This window comes from Clostridium sp. BIOML-A1 (assembly GCF_009874105.1).
Lineage (GTDB): Bacteria > Bacillota > Clostridia > Lachnospirales > Lachnospiraceae > Coprococcus.
On sequence record NZ_WWTL01000011.1, the window covers coordinates 1 to 26,033 of the forward strand.

General features: G+C 39.2%; 28 protein-coding genes, 1 tRNA gene and 1 pseudogene. 27 read left to right on the forward strand and 3 right to left on the reverse strand.

Features of this window, described 5'->3' with window-relative positions; all coding sequences use genetic code 11:
- Positions 1–196 precede the first annotated feature (196 nt).
- Positions 197–267 (forward strand) — tRNA-Trp (locus GT641_RS09455).
- Positions 268–737: 470 nt separating this feature from the next.
- Here the strand turns inward: GT641_RS09455 and GT641_RS09460 are convergent.
- Positions 738–1,322, reverse strand: a complete 585-nt coding sequence (locus GT641_RS09460) for a hypothetical protein (RefSeq protein ID WP_161117387.1) — start codon at positions 1,320–1,322, stop codon at positions 738–740.
- A gap of 259 nt (positions 1,323–1,581) precedes the next feature.
- Between GT641_RS09460 and GT641_RS09465 the strand changes: the two genes are divergently transcribed.
- From GT641_RS09465 to GT641_RS09475, 3 genes are all read left to right on the forward strand, one after another.
- The gene (locus GT641_RS09465) at positions 1,582–1,800 is read left to right on the forward strand and encodes a hypothetical protein (protein WP_133302403.1); all 219 of its coding nucleotides are present in this window, start codon (positions 1,582–1,584) and stop codon (positions 1,798–1,800) included.
- Between the two features lie 267 nt (positions 1,801–2,067).
- Positions 2,068–2,328 (forward strand): type II toxin-antitoxin system Phd/YefM family antitoxin, encoded by a 261-nt coding sequence (locus tag GT641_RS09470; protein WP_117807451.1) that lies wholly within the window; start codon positions 2,068–2,070, stop codon positions 2,326–2,328.
- On the forward strand, positions 2,318–2,629 hold the full coding sequence (locus GT641_RS09475) for a type II toxin-antitoxin system RelE/ParE family toxin (RefSeq protein ID WP_161117388.1): 312 nt from the start codon (positions 2,318–2,320) through the stop codon (positions 2,627–2,629). The genes GT641_RS09470 and GT641_RS09475 overlap by 11 nt, the downstream gene beginning before the upstream one ends.
- A gap of 545 nt (positions 2,630–3,174) precedes the next feature.
- On the opposite strand, the gene GT641_RS09480 is transcribed toward GT641_RS09475, so the two are convergent.
- Positions 3,175–3,342, reverse strand: a complete 168-nt coding sequence (locus GT641_RS09480; RefSeq protein ID WP_279282158.1) for a helix-turn-helix transcriptional regulator — start codon at positions 3,340–3,342, stop codon at positions 3,175–3,177.
- A 177-nt stretch (positions 3,343–3,519) separates the two neighbouring features.
- On the opposite strand from GT641_RS09480, the gene GT641_RS09485 reads away from it, so the two are divergent.
- From GT641_RS09485 to GT641_RS09500, 4 genes and pseudogenes are all read left to right on the forward strand, one after another.
- Positions 3,520–4,428 (forward strand): Ig-like domain-containing protein, encoded by a 909-nt coding sequence (locus GT641_RS09485; RefSeq protein ID WP_161117390.1) that lies wholly within the window; start codon positions 3,520–3,522, stop codon positions 4,426–4,428.
- Positions 4,429–4,637: 209 nt separating this feature from the next.
- A pseudogene (locus GT641_RS09490) lies at positions 4,638–4,802 on the forward strand (type II toxin-antitoxin system Phd/YefM family antitoxin); the annotation flags it as partial.
- 258 nt (positions 4,803–5,060) lie between these two features.
- Positions 5,061–5,282 (forward strand): FeoA domain-containing protein, encoded by a 222-nt coding sequence (locus tag GT641_RS09495; RefSeq protein WP_243143735.1) that lies wholly within the window; start codon positions 5,061–5,063, stop codon positions 5,280–5,282.
- 165 nt (positions 5,283–5,447) lie between these two features.
- Complete coding sequence (locus GT641_RS09500; RefSeq protein WP_161117393.1) at positions 5,448–6,104, forward strand: hypothetical protein; 657 nt, start codon at positions 5,448–5,450, stop codon at positions 6,102–6,104.
- Positions 6,105–6,251: 147 nt separating this feature from the next.
- Here GT641_RS09500 and GT641_RS09505 read toward each other — a convergent pair whose 3' ends face one another.
- A complete protein-coding gene (locus GT641_RS09505) occupies positions 6,252–7,568 on the reverse strand; it encodes an aspartate kinase (RefSeq protein ID WP_044944857.1) in 1,317 nt (438 codons plus the stop codon).
- A gap of 370 nt (positions 7,569–7,938) precedes the next feature.
- On the opposite strand from GT641_RS09505, the gene GT641_RS09510 reads away from it, so the two are divergent.
- The 19 genes from GT641_RS09510 to clpP all read left to right on the forward strand — a co-directional run bounded on the left by GT641_RS09510 (position 7,939) and on the right by clpP (position 26,017).
- On the forward strand, positions 7,939–8,379 hold the full coding sequence (locus GT641_RS09510; RefSeq protein WP_119963010.1) for a 6-carboxytetrahydropterin synthase: 441 nt from the start codon (positions 7,939–7,941) through the stop codon (positions 8,377–8,379).
- 75 nt (positions 8,380–8,454) lie between these two features.
- Positions 8,455–9,804, forward strand: coding sequence for a Firmicu-CTERM sorting domain-containing protein (locus GT641_RS09515; protein WP_161117394.1), 1,350 nt, complete (start codon positions 8,455–8,457; stop codon positions 9,802–9,804).
- Between the two features lie 3 nt (positions 9,805–9,807).
- Positions 9,808–10,398 (forward strand): exosortase family protein XrtG, encoded by a 591-nt coding sequence (gene xrtG, locus GT641_RS09520; RefSeq protein WP_161117395.1) that lies wholly within the window; start codon positions 9,808–9,810, stop codon positions 10,396–10,398.
- Positions 10,385–11,758, forward strand: a complete 1,374-nt coding sequence (locus tag GT641_RS09525; protein WP_161117396.1) for a TIGR03111 family XrtG-associated glycosyltransferase — start codon at positions 10,385–10,387, stop codon at positions 11,756–11,758. Before xrtG ends, GT641_RS09525 begins: the two co-directional genes overlap by 14 nt.
- Positions 11,751–12,884 carry a hypothetical protein gene (locus GT641_RS09530; RefSeq protein WP_161117397.1) on the forward strand — a complete coding sequence of 378 codons (1,134 nt, stop codon included), beginning with the start codon at positions 11,751–11,753 and terminating at the stop codon, positions 12,882–12,884. Before GT641_RS09525 ends, GT641_RS09530 begins: the two co-directional genes overlap by 8 nt.
- A gap of 4 nt (positions 12,885–12,888) precedes the next feature.
- Positions 12,889–13,332, forward strand: a complete 444-nt coding sequence (locus tag GT641_RS09535) for a 6-carboxytetrahydropterin synthase (protein WP_161117398.1) — start codon at positions 12,889–12,891, stop codon at positions 13,330–13,332.
- Between the two features lie 5 nt (positions 13,333–13,337).
- Positions 13,338–15,812 (forward strand): 6-pyruvoyl-tetrahydropterin synthase-related protein, encoded by a 2,475-nt coding sequence (locus tag GT641_RS09540; protein WP_161117399.1) that lies wholly within the window; start codon positions 13,338–13,340, stop codon positions 15,810–15,812.
- Between the two features lie 143 nt (positions 15,813–15,955).
- Positions 15,956–16,432, forward strand: a complete 477-nt coding sequence (locus GT641_RS09545) for an acyl-CoA thioesterase (protein WP_008400583.1) — start codon at positions 15,956–15,958, stop codon at positions 16,430–16,432.
- Positions 16,433–16,452: 20 nt separating this feature from the next.
- Positions 16,453–17,541 (forward strand): DUF2974 domain-containing protein, encoded by a 1,089-nt coding sequence (locus tag GT641_RS09550; RefSeq protein ID WP_008400585.1) that lies wholly within the window; start codon positions 16,453–16,455, stop codon positions 17,539–17,541.
- Between the two features lie 107 nt (positions 17,542–17,648).
- Positions 17,649–18,302: a fructose-6-phosphate aldolase gene (gene fsa / locus GT641_RS09555; protein ID WP_008400586.1), complete on the forward strand. Its 654-nt coding sequence runs from the start codon at positions 17,649–17,651 to the stop codon at positions 18,300–18,302.
- A gap of 118 nt (positions 18,303–18,420) precedes the next feature.
- Positions 18,421–19,557, forward strand: coding sequence for a hypothetical protein (locus GT641_RS09560; RefSeq protein WP_161117400.1), 1,137 nt, complete (start codon positions 18,421–18,423; stop codon positions 19,555–19,557).
- The gene (locus GT641_RS09565) at positions 19,532–20,041 is read left to right on the forward strand and encodes an isochorismatase family cysteine hydrolase (protein WP_044944863.1); all 510 of its coding nucleotides are present in this window, start codon (positions 19,532–19,534) and stop codon (positions 20,039–20,041) included. Before GT641_RS09560 ends, GT641_RS09565 begins: the two co-directional genes overlap by 26 nt.
- 42 nt (positions 20,042–20,083) lie before the next feature.
- Entirely contained in the window at positions 20,084–20,782 is a 699-nt protein-coding gene (locus tag GT641_RS09570; protein ID WP_119963019.1) for a 5'-methylthioadenosine/adenosylhomocysteine nucleosidase, read from the forward strand.
- 78 nt (positions 20,783–20,860) lie between these two features.
- Entirely contained in the window at positions 20,861–21,343 is a 483-nt protein-coding gene (locus tag GT641_RS09575; RefSeq protein ID WP_044944886.1) for an S-ribosylhomocysteine lyase, read from the forward strand.
- A gap of 116 nt (positions 21,344–21,459) precedes the next feature.
- Entirely contained in the window at positions 21,460–22,380 is a 921-nt protein-coding gene (ptb, locus tag GT641_RS09580; RefSeq protein ID WP_161117401.1) for a phosphate butyryltransferase, read from the forward strand.
- 51 nt (positions 22,381–22,431) lie between these two features.
- Positions 22,432–23,499, forward strand: coding sequence for a butyrate kinase (gene buk, locus GT641_RS09585; protein ID WP_008400594.1), 1,068 nt, complete (start codon positions 22,432–22,434; stop codon positions 23,497–23,499).
- 131 nt (positions 23,500–23,630) lie between these two features.
- Entirely contained in the window at positions 23,631–23,846 is a 216-nt protein-coding gene (locus GT641_RS09590) for an alpha/beta-type small acid-soluble spore protein (protein WP_021944153.1), read from the forward strand.
- Between the two features lie 264 nt (positions 23,847–24,110).
- On the forward strand, positions 24,111–25,397 hold the full coding sequence (gene tig, locus GT641_RS09595) for a trigger factor (RefSeq protein WP_008400597.1): 1,287 nt from the start codon (positions 24,111–24,113) through the stop codon (positions 25,395–25,397).
- Between the two features lie 38 nt (positions 25,398–25,435).
- The gene (gene clpP / locus GT641_RS09600; protein ID WP_008400599.1) at positions 25,436–26,017 is read left to right on the forward strand and encodes an ATP-dependent Clp endopeptidase proteolytic subunit ClpP; all 582 of its coding nucleotides are present in this window, start codon (positions 25,436–25,438) and stop codon (positions 26,015–26,017) included.
- Positions 26,018–26,033: the final 16 nt, after the last annotated feature.

Consider the following 26,033-nt stretch of genomic DNA (forward strand, 5'->3'; position numbering starts at 1 on the left):
TGTAAGTGCGGTAACGCATTCAGCTGACAGATACTAATAGGTCGAAGACTTATCCTGAGAGGTTCGAAAGATAAGCGAGAAAGAGATTGGAAAAGATGAAGTCGCAAGACTTTCTGTATGAAATTCTGAAGGTACATGAAAAGTAAATATTTCATCTACCTGTTAAGTGTCCCAATTTAGGACACTTAAGCAGTATAGGGGATTGGTCAAATGGTATGATAGGGGTCTCCAAAACCTTTGGTGGGAGTTCGATTCTCTCATCCCCTGCTATTAGGAATAGCCTTAGAAGTCGCATAAATGCTGGCTTTTAGGCTATTTTTTTGTTTTGTGAAAAAAGTTGTTTCACAGTGTTTCAAAGGACTTGAAATCAAAAAAAAGTGTGGCAAAAGTCTGGTAAATATGTGGCAATTATTGGCATAGATTAAAATAGAGAATAAAGCGTATTGTAAATAAGACTTCCACACGTCACATATTATATAGATCACTTAATAGAGCAGTAGGACAATTACTCAACACCATAGAAACTGCTAATACAAAAGAAAGTATCTTACTACAATTCTTTTTCATTCTCTTGTTCCTCCTTCTTCTTCAAAAATCACCTTAAAATTTAAAAATTATTTCTTTTTCACATGACTTTTGATTCCTCCTTTGCTTAGTTTCCCTTATATACAATGAAAAGAGCCAGTTACTTTTACATAACTGACTCTCATAAAGGTTTATACTATTTAGTTGTTAACTTACTTTGTAGCACCGCATGAACATTTATATGTGTAATAACCTGGAGAAATTGTCTCTTCTGGATGATCTATATACTTTACTATATCTACATCTTTAGTAGCATAAGATGAATGACATACAGAATCGACATGATAATTATAATAATCATAGTCCCCTGCATGACCAGTTAAATAGAAGTCTTCTCCACAACCATTGCATACAACATGTTTTTCTGTTGTATGAACTTCTTCTCTCCATGCTGGCTTCACTTTAGCTTCATGCCATGTACCTACCCAATTATGCTGATGCTCTTTTTTTGTTGCTCCACATAATGAACACTTATAGCCGGTTACTTCCCAATAACCTTCTTTATCTGTTACTGTTACTTCCTGATCTTTGTATGTTGCGTCATGATGTACTGTTTTGGTTACTGGAACATCGTCAAAATAATATGAACAACCACCTTGACAAGATCTAGTGTGTACACTAATAAAATCACCCTCTTGAGTGTAACCTGCTGCGGTAAAGTCCATACCACATCCTGCACAAAACAAATGATATTCTGTATCGGTTACCTTCTCATCCCAAGCATCCTTAACAAGCACTTTCTTAGTCTCTTTATGGGTTACCGGTTTATGCCACTTCTTAACTTCTTTCCACTTATGACTGCATGTTACCTTTATATTACAAACAAATGGAAAATCATATGTATGTAATGTGAAAATAAAATGTGCTAAACATACATGGAAAAAGGTTACGAAACATCATGATGCGGTAACACATAAGGAAAGTGTTAAGATTAAGGATGCTTGGGATGAGAAGGTAACCACTGAAGTAAAGCATTGGTTTTGTGGAGGGTGCGACATGGATTTTACTGCAGCAGGTTATTCCCCATCCGATGATTATATTTCCACACATACTCTTAGTTGTCAAGGAGGGGGTTCTTCATATTATTTTCAATATGTCCCAGTAACAGAAACAGTACATCATGACGCCGTTTATGAGGATCAAACAATAATCGATAAAGAAGCATGGGATGAGTATTTATACACAGAATGTACTACATGCGGTGCAAGACAGTAAATAGGCAACAACTAAATAATATAAACCTTTATGAGAGTCAGTTATGTAAAAGTAACTGGCTCTTTTCATTGTATATAAGGGAAACTAAGCAAAGGAGGAATCAAAAGTCATGTGAAAAGAAAAACAATTTTAATTTTAAAGTGATTTTTGAAGAAGAAGGAGGAACAAGAGAATGAAAAGGAATTCAGTTTATTTTACGGTTAATTACTTTTATAAAGAATACAATTATGGTATAATAATGCCATTATAAAGCAGGAGGTGGGTATTATGCCACAGATTATACCAATTAAGGAATTAAAGAATACAGCAGAGATATCGGATATGTGTCACAAGTCTGAAGAACCAATTTATGTTACAAAAAATGGATATGGTGATATGGTTATTATGAGTATGGAGAATTACGAAAATACCATGAATCGAATAGCGATGTATCATGATATAGAAATTTCAGAACAGCAGATAAGAAAAGGTCAAGTAAGGGATGCAAGAATCTCGCTTCAAGAAACGAGGGGAAAGTATGGCTTATAATTTGAGAATAACAAAACATGCAGAGGAACTGTTAGATAGACTTGTTTATTATTTGCTTTATCGACTTAAGAATGAACAGGCTGCCAGACACTTGTTGGATAGTATCAATGATATATATGAAAGATTGGAAGAAAACCCATTGCAGTTTCCACGATGCAGAGATAACTTCCTTGATCAAAAAGGATATCATGAGGTGGTTGTGCCACAGATGAATTATGTGGTTGTATTTAGTATTGATGGAAATGTTGTGAATGTTCTAGGTTTTTTCCATCAACTTGAGAACTATTCACACAAAATATAAATAGGAGAACTTGTGAACAAAAAGGAAAGGTTTGATTATTATAAAAGATTCCATACTGAATGAGTTCTCCTTCCTTAAAATGAATAGTTAATGTGTTCAAAATATGTTCAAATGTATTCAAGCTTGAATGTAGAAAAAGTTTATTTTATGCGGGGGGTAAGAATTTCTGAGAGGGTTCGATTCTCTCATCCCCTGCTAGAAAGCCTTGAAAACATTGAGTTTTCAGGGCTTTATTTATTTGAGTGGGCAATAAAGTGGGCAAGCTATAGTCGGGTTCTTTTTCAATGGCAATGCATATAGGTCTGGAGAAACAAAATTTTCTGAGATAATTGTTGGATCATGTGAACAATTATTGGAACACAAGTCAGCATTGAATGCATTATTATCAGAAGAGTTATGTATGTTGATATCAGAAGATAATAGTCATAAATATGAATTCGCAGGAATGGAGAATAGTTGAGCCGTTAGGTTGACAGTGTCACTCATTTGACAGCGAGAGGAACTTGAATTCTAAAAAAACATATACCAATGGGGTATATGTGGGTTTATTCATCTTCATATCGAATTATTTCATTTATTTCGCAATGTAATAACTTGTATAGCTGATTTATGGTATTTGTTGATACACTATTACCTTTTCTGATTGAATAATAGGTTGCTCTTGAAAATCCCATTTTCTCTAGTCTATACGATGTTATTTCTTTTTCTTTCATGGTTTTAAAAAGTGGTTCATAACTAATCAATGTAACTAACCTCTTGATCTTATTTTCTAAATTTTATTAGAAAAAATTACATTGAATATGTATGAATATTCGAGTATATTATTAATGCAAACTACATTGTTGTAGTAGAATATAACTGAATATTATTTTTTGTAGGAGGGTAATCAAATGAACAAAAGAAAAAAGGGTTTGTGTCAGCTACTTGCCTGTGCTATGGTGCTTGTAATGCTGGTATCTTTATCACCTGTAAATGTACAGGCAGCGAGTAAGGTAAAGATTAATAAGACAAAGACAACTATGTATGTGGGTACTCCAAAGACATTAAAGATCACAGGTACAACCAAGAAAGTAACATGGAAATCCAGCAATAAGAAGATTGCTACAGTATCGGCAAAGGGAAAAGTAACACCTAAGAAAGCCGGAACAGTAGTTATCACAGCAAAGGTATCTGGTAAAAAATATAAATGCAAAGTAACAGTTAAGAAACCATGCTTGTCTGCAACGAAAAAGACTGTAAAAGCAGGTTCAACATATAAATTGGTATTGCATGGAACAAATGTAAAGAAATGTTCTTCTACAAATAAAAGCATTGTAACTGTAAAAAAGAACGGCAAGAATGCTGTTACAGTAAAAGCAGTTAAGACCAGAAATGTAAAGATAAAAGTACAGGGAACAAATGGAAAATCATATGTATGTAATGTGAAAATAAAATGTGATAAACATACATGGAAAGAGGTTACGAAACATCATGATGCCATAACACACACTGAGACAAAGCATGTTAAGATTAAGGATGCTTGGGATGAGGAGGTAATCACTTCAGAACGTCATATTTTTTGTAATGGGTGCAATATGGACTTTACTGCAGCAGGTTACTCCCCATCTGATGACTTTATTATCATACATCTTGATACTTGTAAAGAGGGAGGATGTGGTTATCATGATTATCCTGTCCCAGTAACAGAAACAGTACACCACGATGCTGTTTATAAAGATCAGACAATAACAATAGTAGACAAAGAAGAATGGGATGAGTACTTATATACAGAATGTACTACATGTGGTGCAAGAAAGTAAATAGGCAACAACTAAATAATATAAACCTTTATGAGAGTCAGTTATGTAAAAGTAACTGGCTCTTTTCATTGTATATAAGGGAAACTAAGCAAAGGAGGAGTCAAAAGTATTTATTTTACAGGGAATTTAGTTTATTTTACGGTTATTTACTTTTGTAAAGGATACAATTATGGAATAATAATACCATTATAAAGCAGGAGGTGGGTATTATGCCGCAGATTATACCAATTAAGGAATTAAAGAATACAGCAGAGATATCGGATATGTGTCACAAGTCTGAAGAACCAATTTATGTTACAAAAAATGGATATGGTGATATGGTTATTATGAGTATGGAGAATTACGAAAATACCATGAATCGAATAGCGATGTATCATGATAATTGAAGTTTTTTTCCATCGACTTGAGAACTATTCACACAAAATATAAATAGCAGAACTTGTGAACAAAAAGATTTCTAAAGCATGGTTGACCAGATAGTTAGTTTCTGATAAGAAAGATTAGATTGTTGAACAATAATTAGCATTGACTTGCACAGGGAGTGCGGAAGTATAATTTATATAAGCGGGGATATACTGAGCATATATCAGTAGATGATTGACACATATTTGTTAGAAGAAAGGGTGGTTATTATGATGTCATTATCAAATGCAGCGGATGGATTTTGTTCAACGATCGCGTGGAACTGTGCAGATAAAGCATTATTTGGAGATTGTCCGTTAGATACGGGGGATGAGATTCAGGTGGTATCATCGTTTTTCGGAAATGTCATCGTTCGGGTACACGGGAGATGTCTTGCGATTAACAAGGATGCGGCAGAACGGATCAAGATGTGCCAACCGGATGTACAGTAAGAGATAAAATTTTTATAACTGTTATTGAAGTCATGGGCAAATGTTTTATTGTGTAAACGTTAAATGAAAATGAGTTGGTTGAAATAATAAATAATATATATTATTATTTATATCTAATATATATTATTATTTATATATCAATTATTTGGAGGGAGACATTTACAAATGGAAAAAAGAAAAAGAAGTATTTTATTATTATGTGCATTATTGATCGTTGCACTTATACTGCCATGTAGTGGAAGCGAGGCAGCATCTAAGCTTACTAAAAAGCAAAAGGCAACATACAAGAAGTGTTTGGATAAATATTTTTATAAGACAAATTGGCCATCTTGGTGGACTTCGTATGTAAATGATACAAAGGAACATACGGAGATAGCATTTGCGGATATTAATAATGATGGAAAAAAAGAACTTTTGGTTTACAGTGCAGCAGGAGCTTCCTGGCAGTGGAGGGCAGCATATAAGACAAATGGGAAACCTTTAAAGTTTAAATATTATTATAAAGGAAAGCTTAGAAGCAAAAGTACAAAGAGTGACCAACATGGTATATATACACGTATAACAAAAATGTCTGATAAAGCATTTGTAGATGAATTTGGTGGACATATGGGCTTATATGTAAAAACATATTTTAAAAAGACCAAATCGGGTGGAACAGAGGTCGCGAAATATAGCACACGGATGGATCCGGTAACGTATAAAACAATAAACGAGTATTATGTAAATGGTAAGAGAACAACAAAAAAAGCTTATCAGAAAAAAGTAAAATCATTAGGAAAGTTTAAAAAAATTACATATCAGAATTATAATGATGTCTGGTAAAGTGGGAATATATTTAATATGAATACAAACGCCTGTCATTGGATTGAATAAGAACCAATGACAGGCGTTTGTATTACCTGTGCGAGGACAATAAGCTAAAGTCTGTATTTATACAATGTGCTCTGATAATTGCCCACGATATAAATATTATTTTGTAATAAAAGTGCTGTAGATTGCTTTGATGGCTGTCTCGAAGTCACGGTTTTCAACACCGATGATGATGTTAAGCTCAGAAGAACCCTGATCGATCATCTTGATATTGATGCCCTTGTTTGCGAGAGCAGTGAAAAGCTTGCCTGCTGTACCGCTGGCTGACTTCATACCACGACCTACAACCGCGATCAGTGCAAGACCGGATTCAATCTCAACAGAATCCGGTTCTGCCAGACGATGGATAGCAGATACAACGCTCTGTTCCTTATCGATGAATTCGTCTGCATGAACAACGATGGTCATAGTATCAATACCGGATGGCATATGCTCAAAGGAGATGTTGTTTTCCTCAAATGCCTGAAGAACTTTACGACCGAAGCCGATCTCTGAATTCATCATTGCTTTTGTAATGAAGATTGTACAGAAATCTTTCTTTCCGGCAATACCGGTTACGACATAATCCTGCTTCTGGCAGGTACTTTCAACGATCCATGTTCCTGCATCTTCCGGTGCATTTGTATTCTTGATATTGATAGGAATACCACAGCTTCTTACAGGGAAGATTGCATCTTCGTGGAGAACGGAAGCACCCATGTAGGATAACTCACGAAGCTCGCGGTATGTGATATATTTTATCGGCTTTGGATCCGGAACGATTCTTGGGTCAGCTACAAGGAAACCGGATACATCTGTCCAGTTCTCATATACATCTGCGCGGCTGGCTCTTGCAACGATAGAACCTGTTACATCGGAACCACCACGAGAGAAGGTCTTAACATTTCCATCTTTACCCATTCCGTAGAAGCCGGGGATAACGGCGCGTTCATTTTGAGCGAGACGCTCGGTCAGACGCTTGTATGTCTTATAATCATTCAGATTTCCTTCTTCGTTGAAGAAGATGACTTCTGCCGAATCGATAAATGGAATACCAAGGTAAGCTGCCATGACTTTACCGTTTAAGTATTCACCTCTGGATGCAGCATAATCGCTCTGAGGATTTTCGGCGAGGTTCTTTTTGATCTCCGCAAAATCGTCATCCAGACTGAAATCCTTCAGCTCAAGACCTGTGATGATCTCATCGTATCTTGCTTTGATCGCCTTTAATTCTTCGTCAACATCATTGCCTTCGCTGGCGGTCTGATATGCATGAAGTAACATATCGGTTACCTTAGTATCTCCATCAAATCTTTTTCCCGGAGCAGAAGGAACAACATATACACGGCTATCATCTGCATGGATGATTTTACCGACTTTCTTGAACTGCTCTGCACTTGCAAGGGAACTTCCACCAAATTTAACAACTTTCTTCATAATAAACTCCTGCATTTTTATTTTTATTTACAAATTATCTCTATCTTAATATTATTGTGCCGATTAGACAAGGAAAAAATGTGATTTTTTTGAATTTTGAATGATCGAATAAAAACCTCTTGTATAATGGCTTTGTTTTAGGCAAAATGTTGAACCTTTTCAGAAATAATCAGAGATTTTTGATAGATGAAATATAAGAATATGGATTTTACATGTAAATTGTGCAAAATGACTGAAACAGATGAAAAAATTCGTTATTCCAAAATGTGAAAAAACGTTGTACTTCCTTGAATTTGCTTGTTTTCTATACTAAAATGGCAGTCGAAAAGGTAGCATAATGCCCAAACGGCTAGAAGATTGAGGTGATAATGTGATTGATTATTATAAGTGTCAGTATCATTTTAACGCCAGTCATAGCTTTGATGGAAATAAAGAACAGGTACACAGTCATACATTTACGATGATACTGTATATTCGTAATCATTCCGGTCGAGATATGGATTTTAAACGGCTTGACAGAATGATTGAGATTTTTCTCGGTAGATATGAGGGCATGTATCTGAATGAACTTCCCTGTTTTGCCGGGAATGCAAGTATAGAGGCAATCGGAGATTATTTTTACGAACAATTAAAGATAAAATTATCGGAATTGAATGCGGAGCTGATGCAGCTTGATATAGGGGATACACCGCTTGGGGTGTATCAGGTATGTGATCGCATTTTGTTACCGACGGTTAATGAGAAACGGAGCAGAGAAAATCTGGAGGCAATCTTGTTCTATAAGAAACAGATGCCTGACCAGAAAAAATAGATAGGGACTCATTCGGATAAGATGGGTCTTTTTTGTGTGGAATGTCATAAAACAGACAGAAAGAAGGCATGTATGATGAGACATAAGAAAATCTGTAAAAAACTAATAACTGTAGGGATAGTGGTATTATTGATCGCTGTTTCCTGTATGCCAATGACAGGAATGAGGAGTCAGGCAGCAACGTTTGAGGATAATGGAAATACAGTGGATATATATACGGATAATAATTATTTGTGTATCCGTTATAATGGAAGCTGGTCAGGATATCTGAATGAGCGCTTTGACCTGTCGGCAGACGGAGTGTCACTGGATCGATTGAATGCGATCATATTGAATAATGAAAATAATGGAGACGGAAGTTCATTTTCAGTAAAGGATGCATGGAGTTCGGAAATCAGTGGGGCTTCCGGAACAGTTACAAATACCGGGGAAAAACAATATTACGGATATGAATTTATGACATGGAAGATTCAGGTTCCACTTGATACTTATGAGGCTTTTAATCTTGATACGCTGAAGGTAACATATAAAGGGCAGAGCACGGAAGTTACGATTGGTACAAAGAATACTACGGAAGAAGCTTCTACAGAAAATACGGAAGAAATTACATCTGCTACAGAGAAGGACTCAACGGAAGAAATTCTGACGACCGAAGATACAACTGAAACTGAAAAAAATGATACAACAGAGATATCCGGTACGGAATCAGAAGACAGCAGTGCAACAATTCCTGAGACTACATCGGAGGATAACAATAATGCAAGCACTACCGGAGAAATGACGGACGAGGCAACAACAGAAACAACAGGCGGAATCCATGTAGGCGGCAATATCCAGATCGATGGATATTATGATGATTGGGAAGGAAGACCGAAGACGGAGATTACATATTCCAGTAATAACAAACAGTGTAATCATTATGGTCAGCTTGCATTAGACGGGGATACTTTATATGGCCATTTTAAGATGAATGAATTATATACCTCCGGTATGCAGCTTCAGATCTGGTATCTGACGATCAACGGCAAGACATTTGCCATGCAGATCCAGCCGGAAAAGAACGGAAATATCGACTGGAGTACGCAGGTTCCGAGATCAGAAGGAATCCATACCAACTTGAAAGCTTTTATCGGATATGGAAATAATAATGAATGTGACAGTAAAGTAGCATATACAGTGTATGATGCAGAACATAAGGATAATACGCCGGGAGATGAGGTGGAATTCTCGCTCAGTCTGAAACGTCTGGCAGAATTAACAGGTATTCCTGCGGATGAGATGGGAACTATCACGATCCAGAATCCGAATATCGGAGGTCAGGGTGTGTCGATTGCCGGATCTTCTACAGGACCGGTCGTAGGTGTGTTGATCGCTCTGTTACTGGCAGCAGGCTATGTTGCAAAGAAAAGAAAGGATAAAAGGTAGAGGATGAACTGGCTGGTATTTGGCTGTCTTCTTGGTTGGATCTATATATTAACAGTATTATATCGGGCAAAATTGAATTTCTGGTATTATATCTGCGGAAGTGTGGGATTGTTTATTTTCAGTTTGATACTGATAGAACCGTATGTCGTAGTTCCGCTTCAAAAGGCCGTCTCTGCTGTTGCTGGTGTGATCGGTGGGCTGACGCATCTCTATGATTCTTATTTTCAGCAGGGGATTCTGTTTATCCAGAATGGCGGGACCAGCCTGTCCTTATATATTGATTTTGAGTGTTCCGGTGTGATCGAGATGCTGGCGTTTCTTGCGCTGCTCTGGTTCTTCCCGGTCTATGACAAATATGAGAGAGTGGTTGTAAGTATGATCGGAGTGATGGCGATCTTCCTTGCAAATGTGCTTCGGATCTTTTTTATCTGCCTGCTAGTTCATATATGGGGCATCGATATGTATTTCTTTGCACATACGATATTTGCCAGAATCCTTTTCTATGGATGTACAGTATTCCTGTATTTCTATGTATTTACGAAACCACAGATTGTCAGACAGAAGGTAGGTGCATTCCGTTATGACAGCAATTAAAAATATGCTTATGTCTTCCGTGATCTTCTGGGTGGCATGGATCGTCATTCCGTTGATCATGGAAGTGATTCCGACGGTCGGGAATTTTATCATCCTGTTAAAACGCAGGATCATGAAGAAGAAATATAAGCCGTTATCTCATTATCCGGAGGTATCTCTGATCGTTCCGGTCTACAATTCGGCAGAAACCCTGTATGCCTGTGTGCAGTCGATCTATCAATCGAATTACCCGAAGGATAAGATATTTGTTCTGCTTGTCAATAATATGAGTCAGGATAACAGCTTTGAGATATACAGCAAATGTCAGAAGGATTTCCCGAATCTCTCGATCAATTGGATGAATTCGAAGCAGGGAAAATCCAAAGCCCTTAATCTGGCATTGTTTAACTGCCAGGGTAAATATATTATCCATATTGACAGTGATGGAATATTAGAACCGGATGCTATCAGAAATATTGTAACAATGTTTGAGAATGAACCGGAAGTTCACAGCCTGACCGGAACAGTACTGACGAATCCGGAGTTGATCGATCAGACGAATCGGTGCGCTTTACGGTTACTGCAGAAGATGGAGTTTGGAGAATATTGTCAGGCATTTCTATCCGGCCGTAATTTCCAGTCGGAGCTGAACAGTATCTTTACTCTGTCGGGTGCTTTTTCGGCGTTCCGTAAATCTGCGATCATGAAGACGCAGTTATATAATACGGATACCCTGTGCGAGGATACTCATGTAACTTTTCAGGTACGGTTTCAGATGAAGAAGCGTGTGGCACTTTGTCCGAATGCGATCTTTTTTGTAGATCCGATCGAGAGCTTAAATAAACTATATGTTCAAAGACAACGGTGGCAGAGCGGTGAACTGGAAGTGCTTCATATGTTCCGAAAGGACAAGATGAACATTGGCAGGAGTTTCTTTAAAGATTTCGTCATGCGGATCCTTGTGTATGATCATACGTTTGCGTTTCCTCGAATGATCTGGTATTTTGCGATTATCTGTCTGGCATTTATCAATTATCCGATGAAGCTTATTGTGACATCACTCGTATTCTTATTCTTTTTATACAGTATGGCCAACTTCCTGTTGTATATCTGTATTATTCTTTTTTTAAAGGATTTTCCATATTTGAGAAAATATTATGCAAGGAAATGGTATCTGATCTTTTTACTTCCGCTGTTTAATTTTATTGTATTCTGGTTCCGGTTTGCAGGAATTATTAATTCAACCAGAAAAACAAGAACATGGCGGACAAGAGACCTGCATGAAGAATGGAATGACTTTAAACAGGTCGTGATGCATGATTTTGCAGGAGCACACCGGGTGCTGGAGAAGATCAGAGATGAGGTAAATACCAGTGAATAAAGAGAAAAAACAATCATGGATAAAAAAATTATATACATCACCGAATCATAGGATTTTTTCAATATCCGCAACCGTGATCCTGTTTATTATGATATTTATGGGATGTATCTGTTATGAGTTATTACAGAATCGGGAAGCAGTGATACAGGCATATGAGGATGATCAGGAGGACTATCTACAGTTATTAGCCTACAACATTCAGTCAGTCCAGAAGTCAGGAAAAGATGCAGAGGTTCTTGCTTTTTTACAAGAGAAGACAGTTTCCGCAGGAGAACGGTTCTTTGTATATACAAGAGGTTCGGAAGTGCTGTGGGCCAAGAATGAGAATACAACGAATGCATTAGGTAAATATTCAGAGATCACAGAATTCTGGAAGATGATACAAGAACAGGATGTTGTAGTGAATACAGTCAGATGGACGGTCGGACAGGAAGAATGTACGATCAATGTGGTGTCTGATATGGATAGTATTCTGGAACGGACATCTACAATAAAGCATGGATATTATGTTGTAATTGCAACAGGACTGGTAAGTGTCGTTCTGCTCGGTCTGTTGATTGCATTGTTGGAATCATGGAACAAGGCAGAGAAAAATCTGAAGGGTACGAAAAAAGAACTGGACAAACGTAACAGGAAGCTTGAAAAGGTGACGAGTAATGCCGGAAATATGGGGTTTGAAAAGACTTCAGATGACGAGGTAGCAAAGAATATCTATGTGCAGAATCAATATAACAGTTCGCATGAATTCTATGATAATAATTTTCTTCGTATTATGCTTCAGAAATCGGATGATGAAGCGTTAAAACCGATCCATTATATGTTTATTCATCTGGATATGCTGGATCGTTATTACAGCAGACAGGAGATCTTTCATTTTATGAGAAAGATTCGTTCCGGACTTTATCAAAATGAGATCATGGGTGAGGTGAAGAAAGGCTTTTTTGTTATTCTGATTTACAGGCTGGATGAACAGCAGGCAAAAGACAGGGCGGATGAGATTTACCGGTACTGTATCAGAAAGTCCGAGAATGCATATCGCTCGATACGATATGACTTAATTGATGTTGGAGTGAAAAAGCCGTTGGATGTGTACGATGCTTATACCAGAAAGCAGGAGGAGGCGTAGCGGAATGAGATATCAACAGTATAAATTCAAATTCTATATGGATGCCAGACATGCTATCTATATCGGTGGAAAATTAGGCGAAGTACATCCGCATACCTGGGAGATCGTTCTGCATGTGGTAAAGGGAAAGGAGAACTTTGAACCATTTCATGTACTTGAAAGGGCAGTTGAGGAATTTCTGGAACCTTTTCAGAATAATTATCTGAATGATATAAAGCCGTTTGATATATTAAATCCAACGATCGAAAACGTATGCCTTTATTTTAAAGAAAAATTGCAGGAGATATTAAATGCAATGGGATGGATTTTCCTGATGATCGAGATGAGTGAGACACCGGGAAGAACATATGTGATCAGTATGCTGGATGAGCAGGAGATGGAGCAGAATCAGACGGTGCAGACGCTTACAGACCTGATTTTAGATGAGATAAAACATATTGGAGAGTAAGAGATATGACAGACAGTCACAAGAGAATCCGGAAAAACTGCATATGTATAAGCATCCTGTTACTTGCAGGTGCAGGGCTTGCACTGTATCTTGTGCTGTCAGGATATGAGCCGTCCGGTGGTGATATCTGGGGACATCTCTATAAGTCGCAGGAAATGTATGAGAGCCTGAAAAAAGGAAACGTCTTTCCGTTGTTCTCCCCATACTGGTATAACGGAATCCAGCTTTTCAGATATTGGGGACCGCTCTCTTATTATATTATGGCGGGACTGATGTTTCTTACAGGGGGCGATCTTCTTCTGGCTTACAGGCTGCTTGCCTTTGTTATATTCGTAGTCGGTGGACTTCCGTGGATTCTCTGGGGGATCCATGAGAACCGCAGAGTGATTGGAACCTTCTTCGGACTGCTCTGGTTCTTTATGCCGGAGCATATCAGGATTTATTTTACAGCGGGAAATCTGCCACAGATGGTGACGACGATGCTTGTACCATATGTGATCTGGTTCTTATGGCTCTATGTAAGAAAAAAGAACAATCGTGCAGCTGTCGGATTGTTTGTCTGTATGACATTGATGAGTTTTACGCATCTGATGGTTACTGCGATCATGGGTGTATCTGCATTTTTATATTTGCTGATCGATCAGATATGGAATAAGGATACTAGAAGAAAAATATTTGCTCTTATCTATATGATCTGTGGAATCCTGGCAGCGGGTATATGGGTGATTCCTTCTTTAAAAGGCGGGCTTGTGACGTCGGAGAGTGGAGACGGAAGTGTTATGTCAACCTTGATCTATCCCCTTGCGACTTCATTAAATCCATTTAAACGTCTGAGTGCAGGAAATGACAGCTTTTATTTCGGACTGGCAGCAGTACTGATCGCGATAGCCGGGATCCTGCTTGCAACAGGCGGAAAGAAAGCCGGTTTTGTATTTTTACTGGTTATGCTTGCCTGTACAACGCCTGCTGCATATAAGATATTGGTAAAGCTTCCGTTCAGCCAGTTGTTCTGGATGACCCGGTTTGCGCCGATGACCTATGGTTTTTTCTTCAGTGCATGTCTGGAATGGGTTCGTCTGAAGAAAAAATATTGTGTGCTTCTGGCTGCGCTTTTGTGTGTAGACAGCATATCATGTATGAATCTGGATTTTTACAGCGTTGCTACATCAGATGAAACGAAAATGGAGATGCAGCAGCTCGCGGAACTGACAGACCAGCGGACGGCTGTCATTGATAAGAGTTCTTACGGTTCTTATCCATCCTATGGAATCAGTGGCAGCAGTCATACGATGTACACGTATGGCTGGGCATGGCAGGGTGCTGAGACAGGAGATAATATTGTTCTGTTAAATGAAGCACTTGACCGAAAATACTATCGTTTTCTGTTTGATCGGGCAGTAGAGCTTGGAGCTGATACGGTTCTGATACGGAAGATTGATCTTGAGAAACAGGACATTACAATCTCTGATATTGAGCAGGATGCTGCAGCTAGCGGTTATTCTATGGTGCTGGAAACGACGACAGCGTATATTTATAAACGGGAGACACCGGAGAACTTTGGAACGGTCACCGGATACTATGGGCTTGCAATCGGAAAATATGCAAATGAAATGACCCTGCTTTATCCGGCCTTTGTGGCAGGAAACTCGGATGTGATCGAGGATTATTCAGTGGAAGAACTGAGCAGGTATGATACTTTGTTCTTAACCGGATTTGAATACAGGAATCAGAGTAAGGCAGAAGCGATACTTACGGACGTGGCGGCAGCAGGTACCAGAGTTGTGATCGACAGTACTCATGTTCCGGCTGATAAGAGCAATAAGCAGGAAATGTTTCTCGGAGTATTTGCACAGCAGATCCATTTTGATGAACGATATCCGGTCCTTTCTTATCAGAACAGCGAGATCCGAAGTGATGACTTTGCGGAGAAAGACAGGGATTTTAGTACAGCTTATATAACCGGAACCGATATCGATATCGGAACGTTTCAGATGGGTGAACAGAAGCTGACGTTTTTAGGTATGAAAGATGATCTGCCAAATGTATATTTCCTCGGACTGAATCTGATGTATGAAGCTGTTAATAGGAAGGATGCGGCACTGACCGATATCTTAAATGATGTGCTCGGGATATCAAATGAACAGCTTCCGGACAGAGAACTTGTACCGATCACGATATCATACACAGAAGATGGACTATCGATCGATGTTGATGCGGATTTTGATCAGGAAACAGGCGTCAATACGTCGATTGCGGCACAGGATATATTTACATCTGATCAGGAGATTTCCGAGCAGATGAATCTTCTTGTTGTGCATGAGAAGCACACAGAGATTTCCTTTGTATATCCTTTGTTTATACCGGGAATTATTATCACGATATCGGGATTTATATGCTTTATACTGTGTATAAGTATGGATGTACGCGACAGAAGAAAACCTGTTGTTAAACAGATCGGACAAGAGAGCATTGCAGGATAGACGGAATAAAAGAGTATTGTCGGACAGACTGACTGCTGATTGTGTATTTGCGTCTGTTATGGTAAAATGGGCGGAACAGGAATAATAACGGATGAATACTCCAATTATAAACAGGATGAAAATACAGAAAGGGAACGGTGTGTATGGAGCGAAATACGAAAAAAGTCAGTGATTCAATGGTAGAGCAGGTCTTTCAGGTACGGCCGGAACATTTAAATGGTGCCGGACGATTATTTGGCGGACAGTTAATGGCATGGATCGATGAGGTTGCAGGGCTTGTAGGGATCCGTCATTCAAATGGAGATGTGATCACAGCTTCGGTTGATAATCTGAAATTTATGCGAGGTGCTTATTTGAAGGATCTGATCGTATTAGTAGGCCGTATTACCTATGTCGGACATACCTCGATGGATGTCCGTGTGGATACTTATATCGAGGATCACAGAGGAATCCGGCGTTCGATCAATCGGGCGTATCTGACATTGGTGGCTGTCGATGAAAATGACAAACCAAGACCGGTTCCGGGGCTGACACTTGAGAACGAAAGTGAACAAGCAGAATGGCTGGCAGGAGAGAAACGGAGAGAACTCAGAGGACAGAGACGTAAAGAAGGTTTTTAGATAAAGCCGGGGGTGTGAATATGGCAAATATATTAGACTATCTGGAATGGCGGGGTGATCTGCCGTTTGAGGCATCGGCTTTTAATGAGGTGGATGCAGTTGTATTTTCAAGATTTTCATATATACCGTTTGAGGGGATCGTGCCGGATGATTTTAGTCATACGGTCACGGTAGCGGAGGCTGCAGAGCGTTTCTTAGGGGATACGGAACGCATGACACAGGTGATTTATGAAGATGATCTGAAGCTGCTTGCTGCAATGGGAGCGAGCAGACGATTTGGTGATCTGCTCTTATGCGGTTATGAGAATCAGTTGGATGAAGAGATACAGAAGCAGTTTTCAGCAGTCACAGTAAAATTATTTGACGATGTAAGCTGCGTGGTATATCGAGGAACCGATAAAACAGTTGTCGGTTGGCGGGAGGATTGTAATATGGCATTTCTTTCACCGGTTCCGTCTCAGCGGGCAGCAGTCGAGTATCTGCGGCAGGCAGCAGAACAGATACCCGGAACATTCCTGCTGTGCGGACATTCCAAAGGCGGAAATCTTGCGATCTATGCAGCAGCAACCTGTGAACGTACTCTGCAGGATAGGATTCTGAAGGTATGCAGTATGGATGGCCCGGGATTTGAACCAAATGTGTTAGAGCTTGCCGGTTACAACCGAATGCTATCACGGATGATCACATACATACCACAGAATTCCGTAGTGGGAATGCTGCTTGAGCACAGAGAGAAATATGTTGTGATCCGAAGTATGCAGGAGGGCTTGATGCAGCATGATGTATATAGTTGGGAGGTTCTTGGACCATCCCTGATCCATGAGGATGGAATCACAGATGAATGCCGTGTATTAAATGCTTCTTTAAAAGAATGGATCGACAATATGGACTACGACCAGCGCAGACAGTTTGTAAATTCTCTGTTCGACCTGTTAGATGAATGCGATGCGAAGACCACGGATGATCTGCAAAATAACTGGTATAAGGATATCGGAAGAATCCTGACTTCAATCAAGAAGATGGACGAAGCCAGCCGAAAAGTTGTCAGCCAGACAATCCTGTCGCTATTAAAGATAACCAAGAAAAATGTCACAAATAAAGAAAACTAGAAAAGGTTATATAAAACAGACAAAAACTGAGAGAGAATAAGCAGAGACGGTAATATCAGCAGAAAGATACAGTGGATGAAAAGGAAAACAAAGAGAGGTAAAGAAATATGAAATTTTTTATTGATACTGCAAATGTAGATGACATCAGAAAAGCAAACGACATGGGAGTTATCTGTGGTGTAACAACCAACCCATCCCTGATCGCAAAAGAAGGCAGAGATTTTAATGAAGTTATCAAAGAGATCACAACGATCGTAGATGGCCCTATCAGTGGAGAAGTTAAGGCAACAACTGTAGATGCAGAAGGCATGATCAAAGAAGGCAGAGAGATCGCAGCGATCCATCCAAACATGGTTGTTAAGATCCCTATGACAGTAGAAGGCTTAAAGGCAGTTAAAGTATTATCAGCAGAAGGAATCAAGACAAATGTAACTCTGATCTTTACAGCAAATCAGGCACTTCTTGCAGCAAGAGCAGGCGCATCTTATGTATCTCCATTCCTTGGAAGACTGGATGATATCAGCACAACAGGTATCAACCTGATCGAAGATATCGTAACAATATTTGATAATTATGATTTAGACACAGAGATTATTGCAGCTTCTGTAAGAAATCCAATCCACGTTACAGACTGTGCTCTGGCAGGCGCACATATCGCAACTGTACCATACAAAGTAATCGAGCAGATGACAAAGCACCCATTAACAGATCAGGGTATTGCAAAATTTCAGGCAGATTATAAGGCAGTATTTGGCGAATAAGAGTTTTTTAGATTTATTGTAGATGTTTGAATAAAATGTTACAATAAGCTCGATTTTTACTTTACGGTACATTTGTCCTATAAAGTAAAAACGATAGGGAAGGTGGTGAGAGAGAAACTTGGCAGAGTATAGGAATAATTACCGCCAGAGAGAGAACAAATCTGTATATGGGGAACGAAATACTTATGAAAAAAAGAAAAATTACCGAAATGGAAATAACAGACAACAGAACTTGAGGCAGAAAATGTATTATGATAAGAGACAGCAGGGAAATTCCGGCAGACAGATGAATGATTCGAAGCTCAGACGTAAGATTATGGCGGATGATAATGTGAAGTTTATCTGTTCCAGAAATGAAGATGTGATCCATGATAAAAGCTGTATTCTTACAAGGAATATTAAAGACAATGATCTGAAGTATCTGGTAAATTATCCGAAGTGGATGAAACAGTGCCCAAAGTGTGCGATAGAAGCGTATCTCAGATATGGGGCAGAGGATTATGACAAATTGGCAGAATATGATGCGTTATTCCGACTTATGATGATGCCTGTAGAGATGATCCGGCATATGTATATTGATTGTGATATGAAGACAAGGATAAATGGGGATACGCTTACAATCCATCACAAAGAAGATACATGGAAGATCGTATATTTAGACAGTCCGGGAAATGTCAGACTTCTGCATAATAATTATCACATAGTGGATGAACACAGGGAATTTGAAAAAGGTTTTCATATCCAGAGCGAATTTACTTCTAATACAAAGATTAAATATGCTATCGAAAATATTGAAACATATTCGTGGAGCATGCATCGGGTGCATGAACGGGAAGCGATGTTGGAACAGAAAAAGAATGAAACAGGGAAAATGGGATTCTGGTCACGGGTAGCACGAGCATTTCGTTATGTGTTTCATAAGCAGGAAGATGATGAATCTAAAAATCAGACAGATGATAACAGAAAAGATGATCCAATCGATTTTCAGTTGGATTTTTCGGATTTTAATTTTGTAAATAAGTTCGGTTACCCGGATAATGGTACCAGATGCATCTATATCTGGAAAACAAAAAACGGGATATATCAATGGCAGATCGGAGAATATATATCAAAGAAACGACAGTTTGTGATCAAATTTTCAGATCAGACTTTTATAACGGACTGGCGAAAAGTAATCGCATGGAAATATGTATGGAAAGGTGACCTGAACTGGTCATATGGTGAAAAGAATGAGACGAACCCTGATCGTAATTGATATGCAGAATGATTTTATTGATGGTTCACTTGGGACAAAAGAAGCAAAAGTAATCGTAGAACCGGTCAAGAAGTTGATACAGGAATATAAAAACAGGGGAGATGAGGTGCTTTATACCAGAGATACCCATGGGGCAGATTATCTGCAGACGAATGAGGGGAAACATCTGCCGGTGGAACACTGTATAAAAGGAACAAACGGATGGGAGATCGCAGATGGAATATATGCAGCCGGCTGCGAGATCATAGATAAGCCATCCTTTGGATATACAGGTTGGGATCGGTATGAATTTGAAGATGTCTGTCTGATCGGGCTTTGTACCGATATCTGTGTAGTTTCAAATGCTCTTATCATAAAGGCGTTATATCCGGAGATTCGCGTGGCAGTCGATGTCAGATGTACGGCAGGAGTTACGCCTGAATCAAAGGCGGCGGCATTCGAAACGATGAAGATGTGTCAGATCGAGCTGATCGGTGAAGAATAAGCAGGATAAAAAGATCAAAAGCAGTAAGAAAGGAATTAAGACATGCTTGGAATTATAGGGGCAATGGATGAAGAAGTTGCAAAGTTAAAAGAAAAAATGGAACAGGTGCATATTGTTGAGAAAGCCGGTATGCAGTTTTACAGAGGATCCTTGTGTGATCGCGAAGTAGTTATAGTAAAATGTGGTGTCGGTAAGGTTCATGCGGCGATGTGTACACAGGCAATGATCGATCTGTTTCCGGTAGATGGAATTGTAAATACCGGAATCGCAGGTTCATTAAATGCAGAGATCAATATCGGCGATATTGTATTAGCAAAGGATGCGTTAGAGCATGATATGGATGTCTCGGCACTGGGATATGGACCGGGAATCAATCCGGATTTAAAAGAAGATGAGAATATCTTCAAGACAGATGTCAAAATGCTGGAGATTGCTCTTGCCGCAGCAAAGCAGGCAGAGCTTTCCGTCAATATCTTTACCGGACGAGTAGTCAGTGGAGATCAGTTTATATCGAGTAAGGACAAGAAGAAATGGCTGGTTGATACATTTGACGGAACCTGTACGGAGATGGAGGGAGCATCAATCGGACATGTCGCAACCATGAATAAGGTTCCATATCTGGTTATTCGTGCGATCTCAGATAAAGCAGACGACAGTGCGGAAATGGATTATCCGTCTTTTGCGGCTATGGCAATCAATAATAGCGTAGCGCTTATGACCGAATTTATAAAATTATGCTAAAACCGACAGCAGAAAGCTTGAAGTAAAAATAAATAAGTGATGAATTATCATATAAAACAGGAGGAGACTGAAGAAACCATGGAAAAGATTAAAAGTTTTCAGATTAATCATTTATTATTAAATCCCGGAATTTATGTATCCAGAAAGGATAAGGCAGGGGATTCTGTTATTACCACATTTGACATCCGAATGACAAAGCCAAACTTTGAACCGGTCATGAATACGGCGGAGATTCATACGATCGAGCATCTCGCAGCTACTTATCTCAGAAATCATGAGGATTATAAGGATAAAGTAATTTATTTTGGGCCGATGGGATGCAGAACCGGATTCTATCTGATTCTTGCAGGTGATTATAAGTCAGAGGATATCGTAGATTTGATGATTTCAATGTTTGAATTTATACGTCATTATCATGATCCGATTCCGGGTGCAAATCCGAGAGAATGTGGAAATTATCAGGACATGAATCTGAACATGGCAAATTACCTTGCAGAGAAGTTCTTAAAAGAGGTTCTTTATAATATAGGCGAAGATCGCCTGAACTATCCGGAGGGTTGACCTTTTTTTTTCAAAGTGATACGATAACAGATAAAGATTGCCGGAAGAGAGCGGCAACCCATAATAAGTTCATGCGTTATGGGAAAAAGAATAAAAATCGCGAGAGGTGTAAACGAATGAGTAAGAGTTTTGAAGATTTATTAGCCAAGGTTGCAAAATGCAGCAAGAAGACAGTTTCAGTAGCATGTGCTCAGGACAAGCCTGTTCTGGAAGCCGTTAAGGCAGCAAAGGAAAAGGGTATTGCAGATGCGATCCTCGTCGGTGATGAAGCTGAGATCAGAAAGATCGCTGCTGAACTTGATATGAATCTGGATGAGTATAAGATCATAAACGAACCGGATAGTATTCAGGCTGCACATAAGGCTGTTGAGCTGGTACATAATAATAAAGCAGATATGTATATGAAGGGTATCATTGATACAAAAAACTTCTTAAAGAGCGTTCTGGATAAGGAGGTAGGTTTAAGAACCGGTAAGCCTTTATCACATGTAGCAGTTTTTGAGGTTCCGGGTGTTGACAGATTATTATATCTTTCAGACGTAGCATTCATGACATATCCATCTCTTGAGGATAAAAAAGCAATTATTGAAAATACAGTAAAAGTTGTTCATGCTTGTGGTATTCCATGTCCAAAGGTTGCTCCGCTTGCGGCAGTTGAAGTTGTAAATCCTAAGATGCCTGTAACTGTAGATGCAGCAGAGCTTACAAAGATGAACGAGAATGGCGAGATAACAGGCTGTATCGTTGACGGGCCATTATCACTTGACCTTGCAATCGATCCGGAAGCAGCTAAGCATAAAGGAGCAGAAGGCCGTAAGATCGTTGGTGATGCAGATATCCTCTTATTCCCGGATATCCATGCAGGAAACCTCGTATATAAGTGCCTGACACATACAACAGCAAGTAAGAACGGTTGTATCCTGACAGGAACAAAGGCTCCTGTTATCCTGACATCCAGATCAGACAGCTTTGAAGTAAAGATGAATTCTATCGCTCTTGCAGCAGTTGTTGCAGAGGCGATCAAGAACGAGCAGTAATCAGACCGTTATGGTTACGGAATAAATATATAAGAATTTTGGAGGAAGAACATGTCATACAAAATTTTGATCATCAATCCGGGTTCAACATCTACAAAGATAGGTGTATTTGAAGACGAGAATTTATTATTTGAAGAAACATTAAGACATACAACAGAGGAACTTGCAGGCTTTAACCTTATCGTTGAGCAGAAGGACTTCAGAAAGAAAGTTATCCTTGACATTCTTGCAGAGAAGAACTTTGACATCAAGACGTTAGATGTATGTGTAGGCCGTGGTGGTATGTTAAAGCCGATTCCGGGCGGTACATATCCTGTAAGTGATGAATTGTTAGAGGACTTAAAGATCGGTAAGCAGGGACAGCATGCATCCAACCTTGGTGGTATCCTTGCAAGAGAGATCGGCGATGAGTTGGGAATTCCATCTTACATTGTAGACCCGGTTGTTGTAGATGAGCTGATGCCATCCTCCCGTTTATCCGGTGTACCTGAGCTCCCAAGAAGAAGTGTATTCCATGCATTAAACCAGAAGGCAGTTGCAAAGAGATATGCAAAAGAGCATGGTAAGAAATATGAAGATCTGAATCTGATAGTTGTACACATGGGTGGTGGTGTATCTGTCGGTGCTCACTTAAACGGACGTATCGTTGATGTTAACAATGCATTGGATGGTGAAGGTGCATTTTCACCGGAGAGAGCAGGTGGAGTTCCATCAGGTGATCTTGTTAAGATGTGCTTTTCAGGAAAATATACACAGCAGGAAGTTACAAAGAAGCTTGTCGGTAACGGCGGATTTAATGCATATATCGGCAGCAATGATGCAAGAGATCTCGAGAAGCTCGTTCAGGAAGGTGATGAGCATGCAAAGCTTGTTCAGGACGCATTCCATCAGCAGGTAGCAAAGGATATCGGTGCTATGTCAACCGTACTTTGCGGCAAAGTAGATCAGATCATCTTAACAGGTGGTATCGCATACTCCAAGCATACATGTGCAGAACTGGAAAAGAGAGCCGGATTTATCGCTCCGTTTACAGTATATCCTGGTGAGGATGAACTTCTTGCACTTGCACAGGGCGCATTAAGAGTTATGAATGGCGAAGAAGAGCCGATGACATATTAATTTGATGCTTGATTGACATTTTGCCTGTGAACTGTAAAAATACAAAAATTGGCATAATAGTTTTTCTTATAATACACATAATAGAATCAAGACAACAAAGTCTTAAATAAATGTATTGGAGGAAATGTATTATGGCAAGTTCAAATTCAACAGGAACAAGCAAGATGAGTGTTCCGGAAGCTAAGGACGCTATGAACAAGTTCAAAATGGAGGTTGCTAAGGAAATTGGTGTAAACCTCAAGGATGGTTACAACGGTGACTTAACATCTGCTCAGAGCGGATCAATCGGTGGCGAGATGGTTCGTCAGATGATCAAGAGACAGGAAGAACAGATGTCAGGCAGATAAGCAGTAAAATAAGAGGAATCTTATAGCTTTTGCTTAGCAGGAAGGGGTTATTGTCGAAAAGACAATAACCTTTTTCTGCGTTATTATAGAAAATGGACTGGACATATATCCGGTATATATGGTATAATCGGATGATTGATGCGGGTATTTTTATGCCCACAATAAAAACGAAATGATAAATGGATGCTAAATAATGCCTTATATATTATTAAAAGATGATGGCATAAGGCATCATTTGCATAATTTTAAGGAGGAAATAAAAAAATGAGTTTAGCAGTAGAAAATCTGGAACACAGTATGGCAAAACTTACAATCACAGTACCGGCAGAGGAGTTTGGTAAGGCAATGACAACTGCCTACAATAAGCAGAAAGGTAAATTCAATGTACCTGGTTTCAGAAAGGGTCATGTACCACAGGCATTTATTGAGAAGATGTATGGACCTGCAGTATTTTATGAAGAGGCAGCTAATTCATTAATTAATGAGTATTATCCAAAGGAAGTAAGCGCATCAGATGTTGATGTTGTATCAAGACCAGTTATCGATGTAACTCAGATCGAAAAGGGCAAGGATTTCATCTTTACAGCAGAAGTAGCTGTTAAGCCTGAAGTTGAACTTGGAGATTATAAGGGACTCGAAGTAGAAAAGGCTGACGTAGAAGTAACAGATGATGAAGTTATGGCAGAGCTTTTAAAAGTTCAGAAAGAGAACTCAAGATATAACCCTGTAACAGACAGAGCTGCACAGATGGATGATGAAGTTACACTTGACTTCGAAGGATCTGTTGATGGTGTTCCTTTCGAAGGCGGTAAGGCTGAGAACTACAAGCTCGTTCTTGGTTCTCATTCATTCATTGATACATTCGAAGATCAGCTTGTTGGTAAGAACATCGATGAGGATGTAGAAGTAAATGTTACATTCCCGGAAGATTATCAGGCAGAAGATTTAGCAGGTAAGCCGGCAGTATTCAAATGCAAGATCAAAGAGATCAAGGCTGTAGAATTACCAGAGTTAGATGATGAATTTGCAAGTGAAGTTTCAGATTTTGAGACATTAGATGAATACAAAGAAGATATCAAGAGTAAGGCTGCTGAGAAGAAGCAGAAGGATGCTGAGAACGAGAAAGAAAACAAGCTGATCGAGAAAGTAATCGAGAATGCAAAGATGGACGTTGCAGATGCACAGGTTGCAGATGTACAGGAAAGAATCAAAGATGAGTTCGCTCAGAATCTTCAGTATCAGGGAATCAACCTTGAGCAGTATATGCAGATCTGCAATATCACAGAGGAAGCATTAATGGAGAGAATCAAACCGGACGCAGAGAAGAGAATCAAATCCCGTCTTGTTCTGGAAGCAATTGCTGCTGCTGAAAACATTGAGGTATCAGACGATGAAGTACACGAAGAACTGGAAGCTATGGCAAAACAGTATCAGATGAATGTAGAAGATATCGAAGGCTTCATGGGTGATGCAGAAAAGGATAGCATTAAAAAGGATCTTGCTGTTAAAAAGGCAGTTAAGGTTGTTGTAGATAACGCAAAGGAAGTTTAATCCATAATTTCTGATTGCGATATTTTGGAGGTGTAAATATGAGTTTAGTACCTTATGTCATTGAACAGACCAGCCGCGGTGAACGTTCATATGATATTTATTCAAGACTTCTGAAAGACAGAATTATCTTTCTGGGAGAAGAAGTAAATGATACATCAGCAAGTATAGTGATCGCACAGCTCCTGTTTCTGGAGTCCGAAGATCCATCCAAGGATATTTCATTGTATATCAACAGTCCGGGAGGTTCTGTAACAGCAGGACTTGGAATCTATGATACAATGCAGTACATCAAATGTGATGTATCTACAATCTGCTGTGGAATGGCAGCAAGTATGGGTGCATTCCTGCTTGCAGGTGGTGCAAAAGGTAAGAGATTTGCACTTCCAAATGCCGAGATCATGATCCATCAGCCATCCGGCGGATCACAGGGTCAAGCTACAGAGATTGAAATTGCTGCAAAGCATATTTTAAAGACAAAAGAGAAATTAAATAGAATGTTAAGCGAGAATACCGGAAAACCATATGAGACAATTGCTGCTGATACAGAGAGAGATAACTGGATGTCAGCAGAAGAAGCATGTGCATATGGTCTGATCGACAGTGTGATCGCAAAAAGATAGTATAAAGAGGTATTGG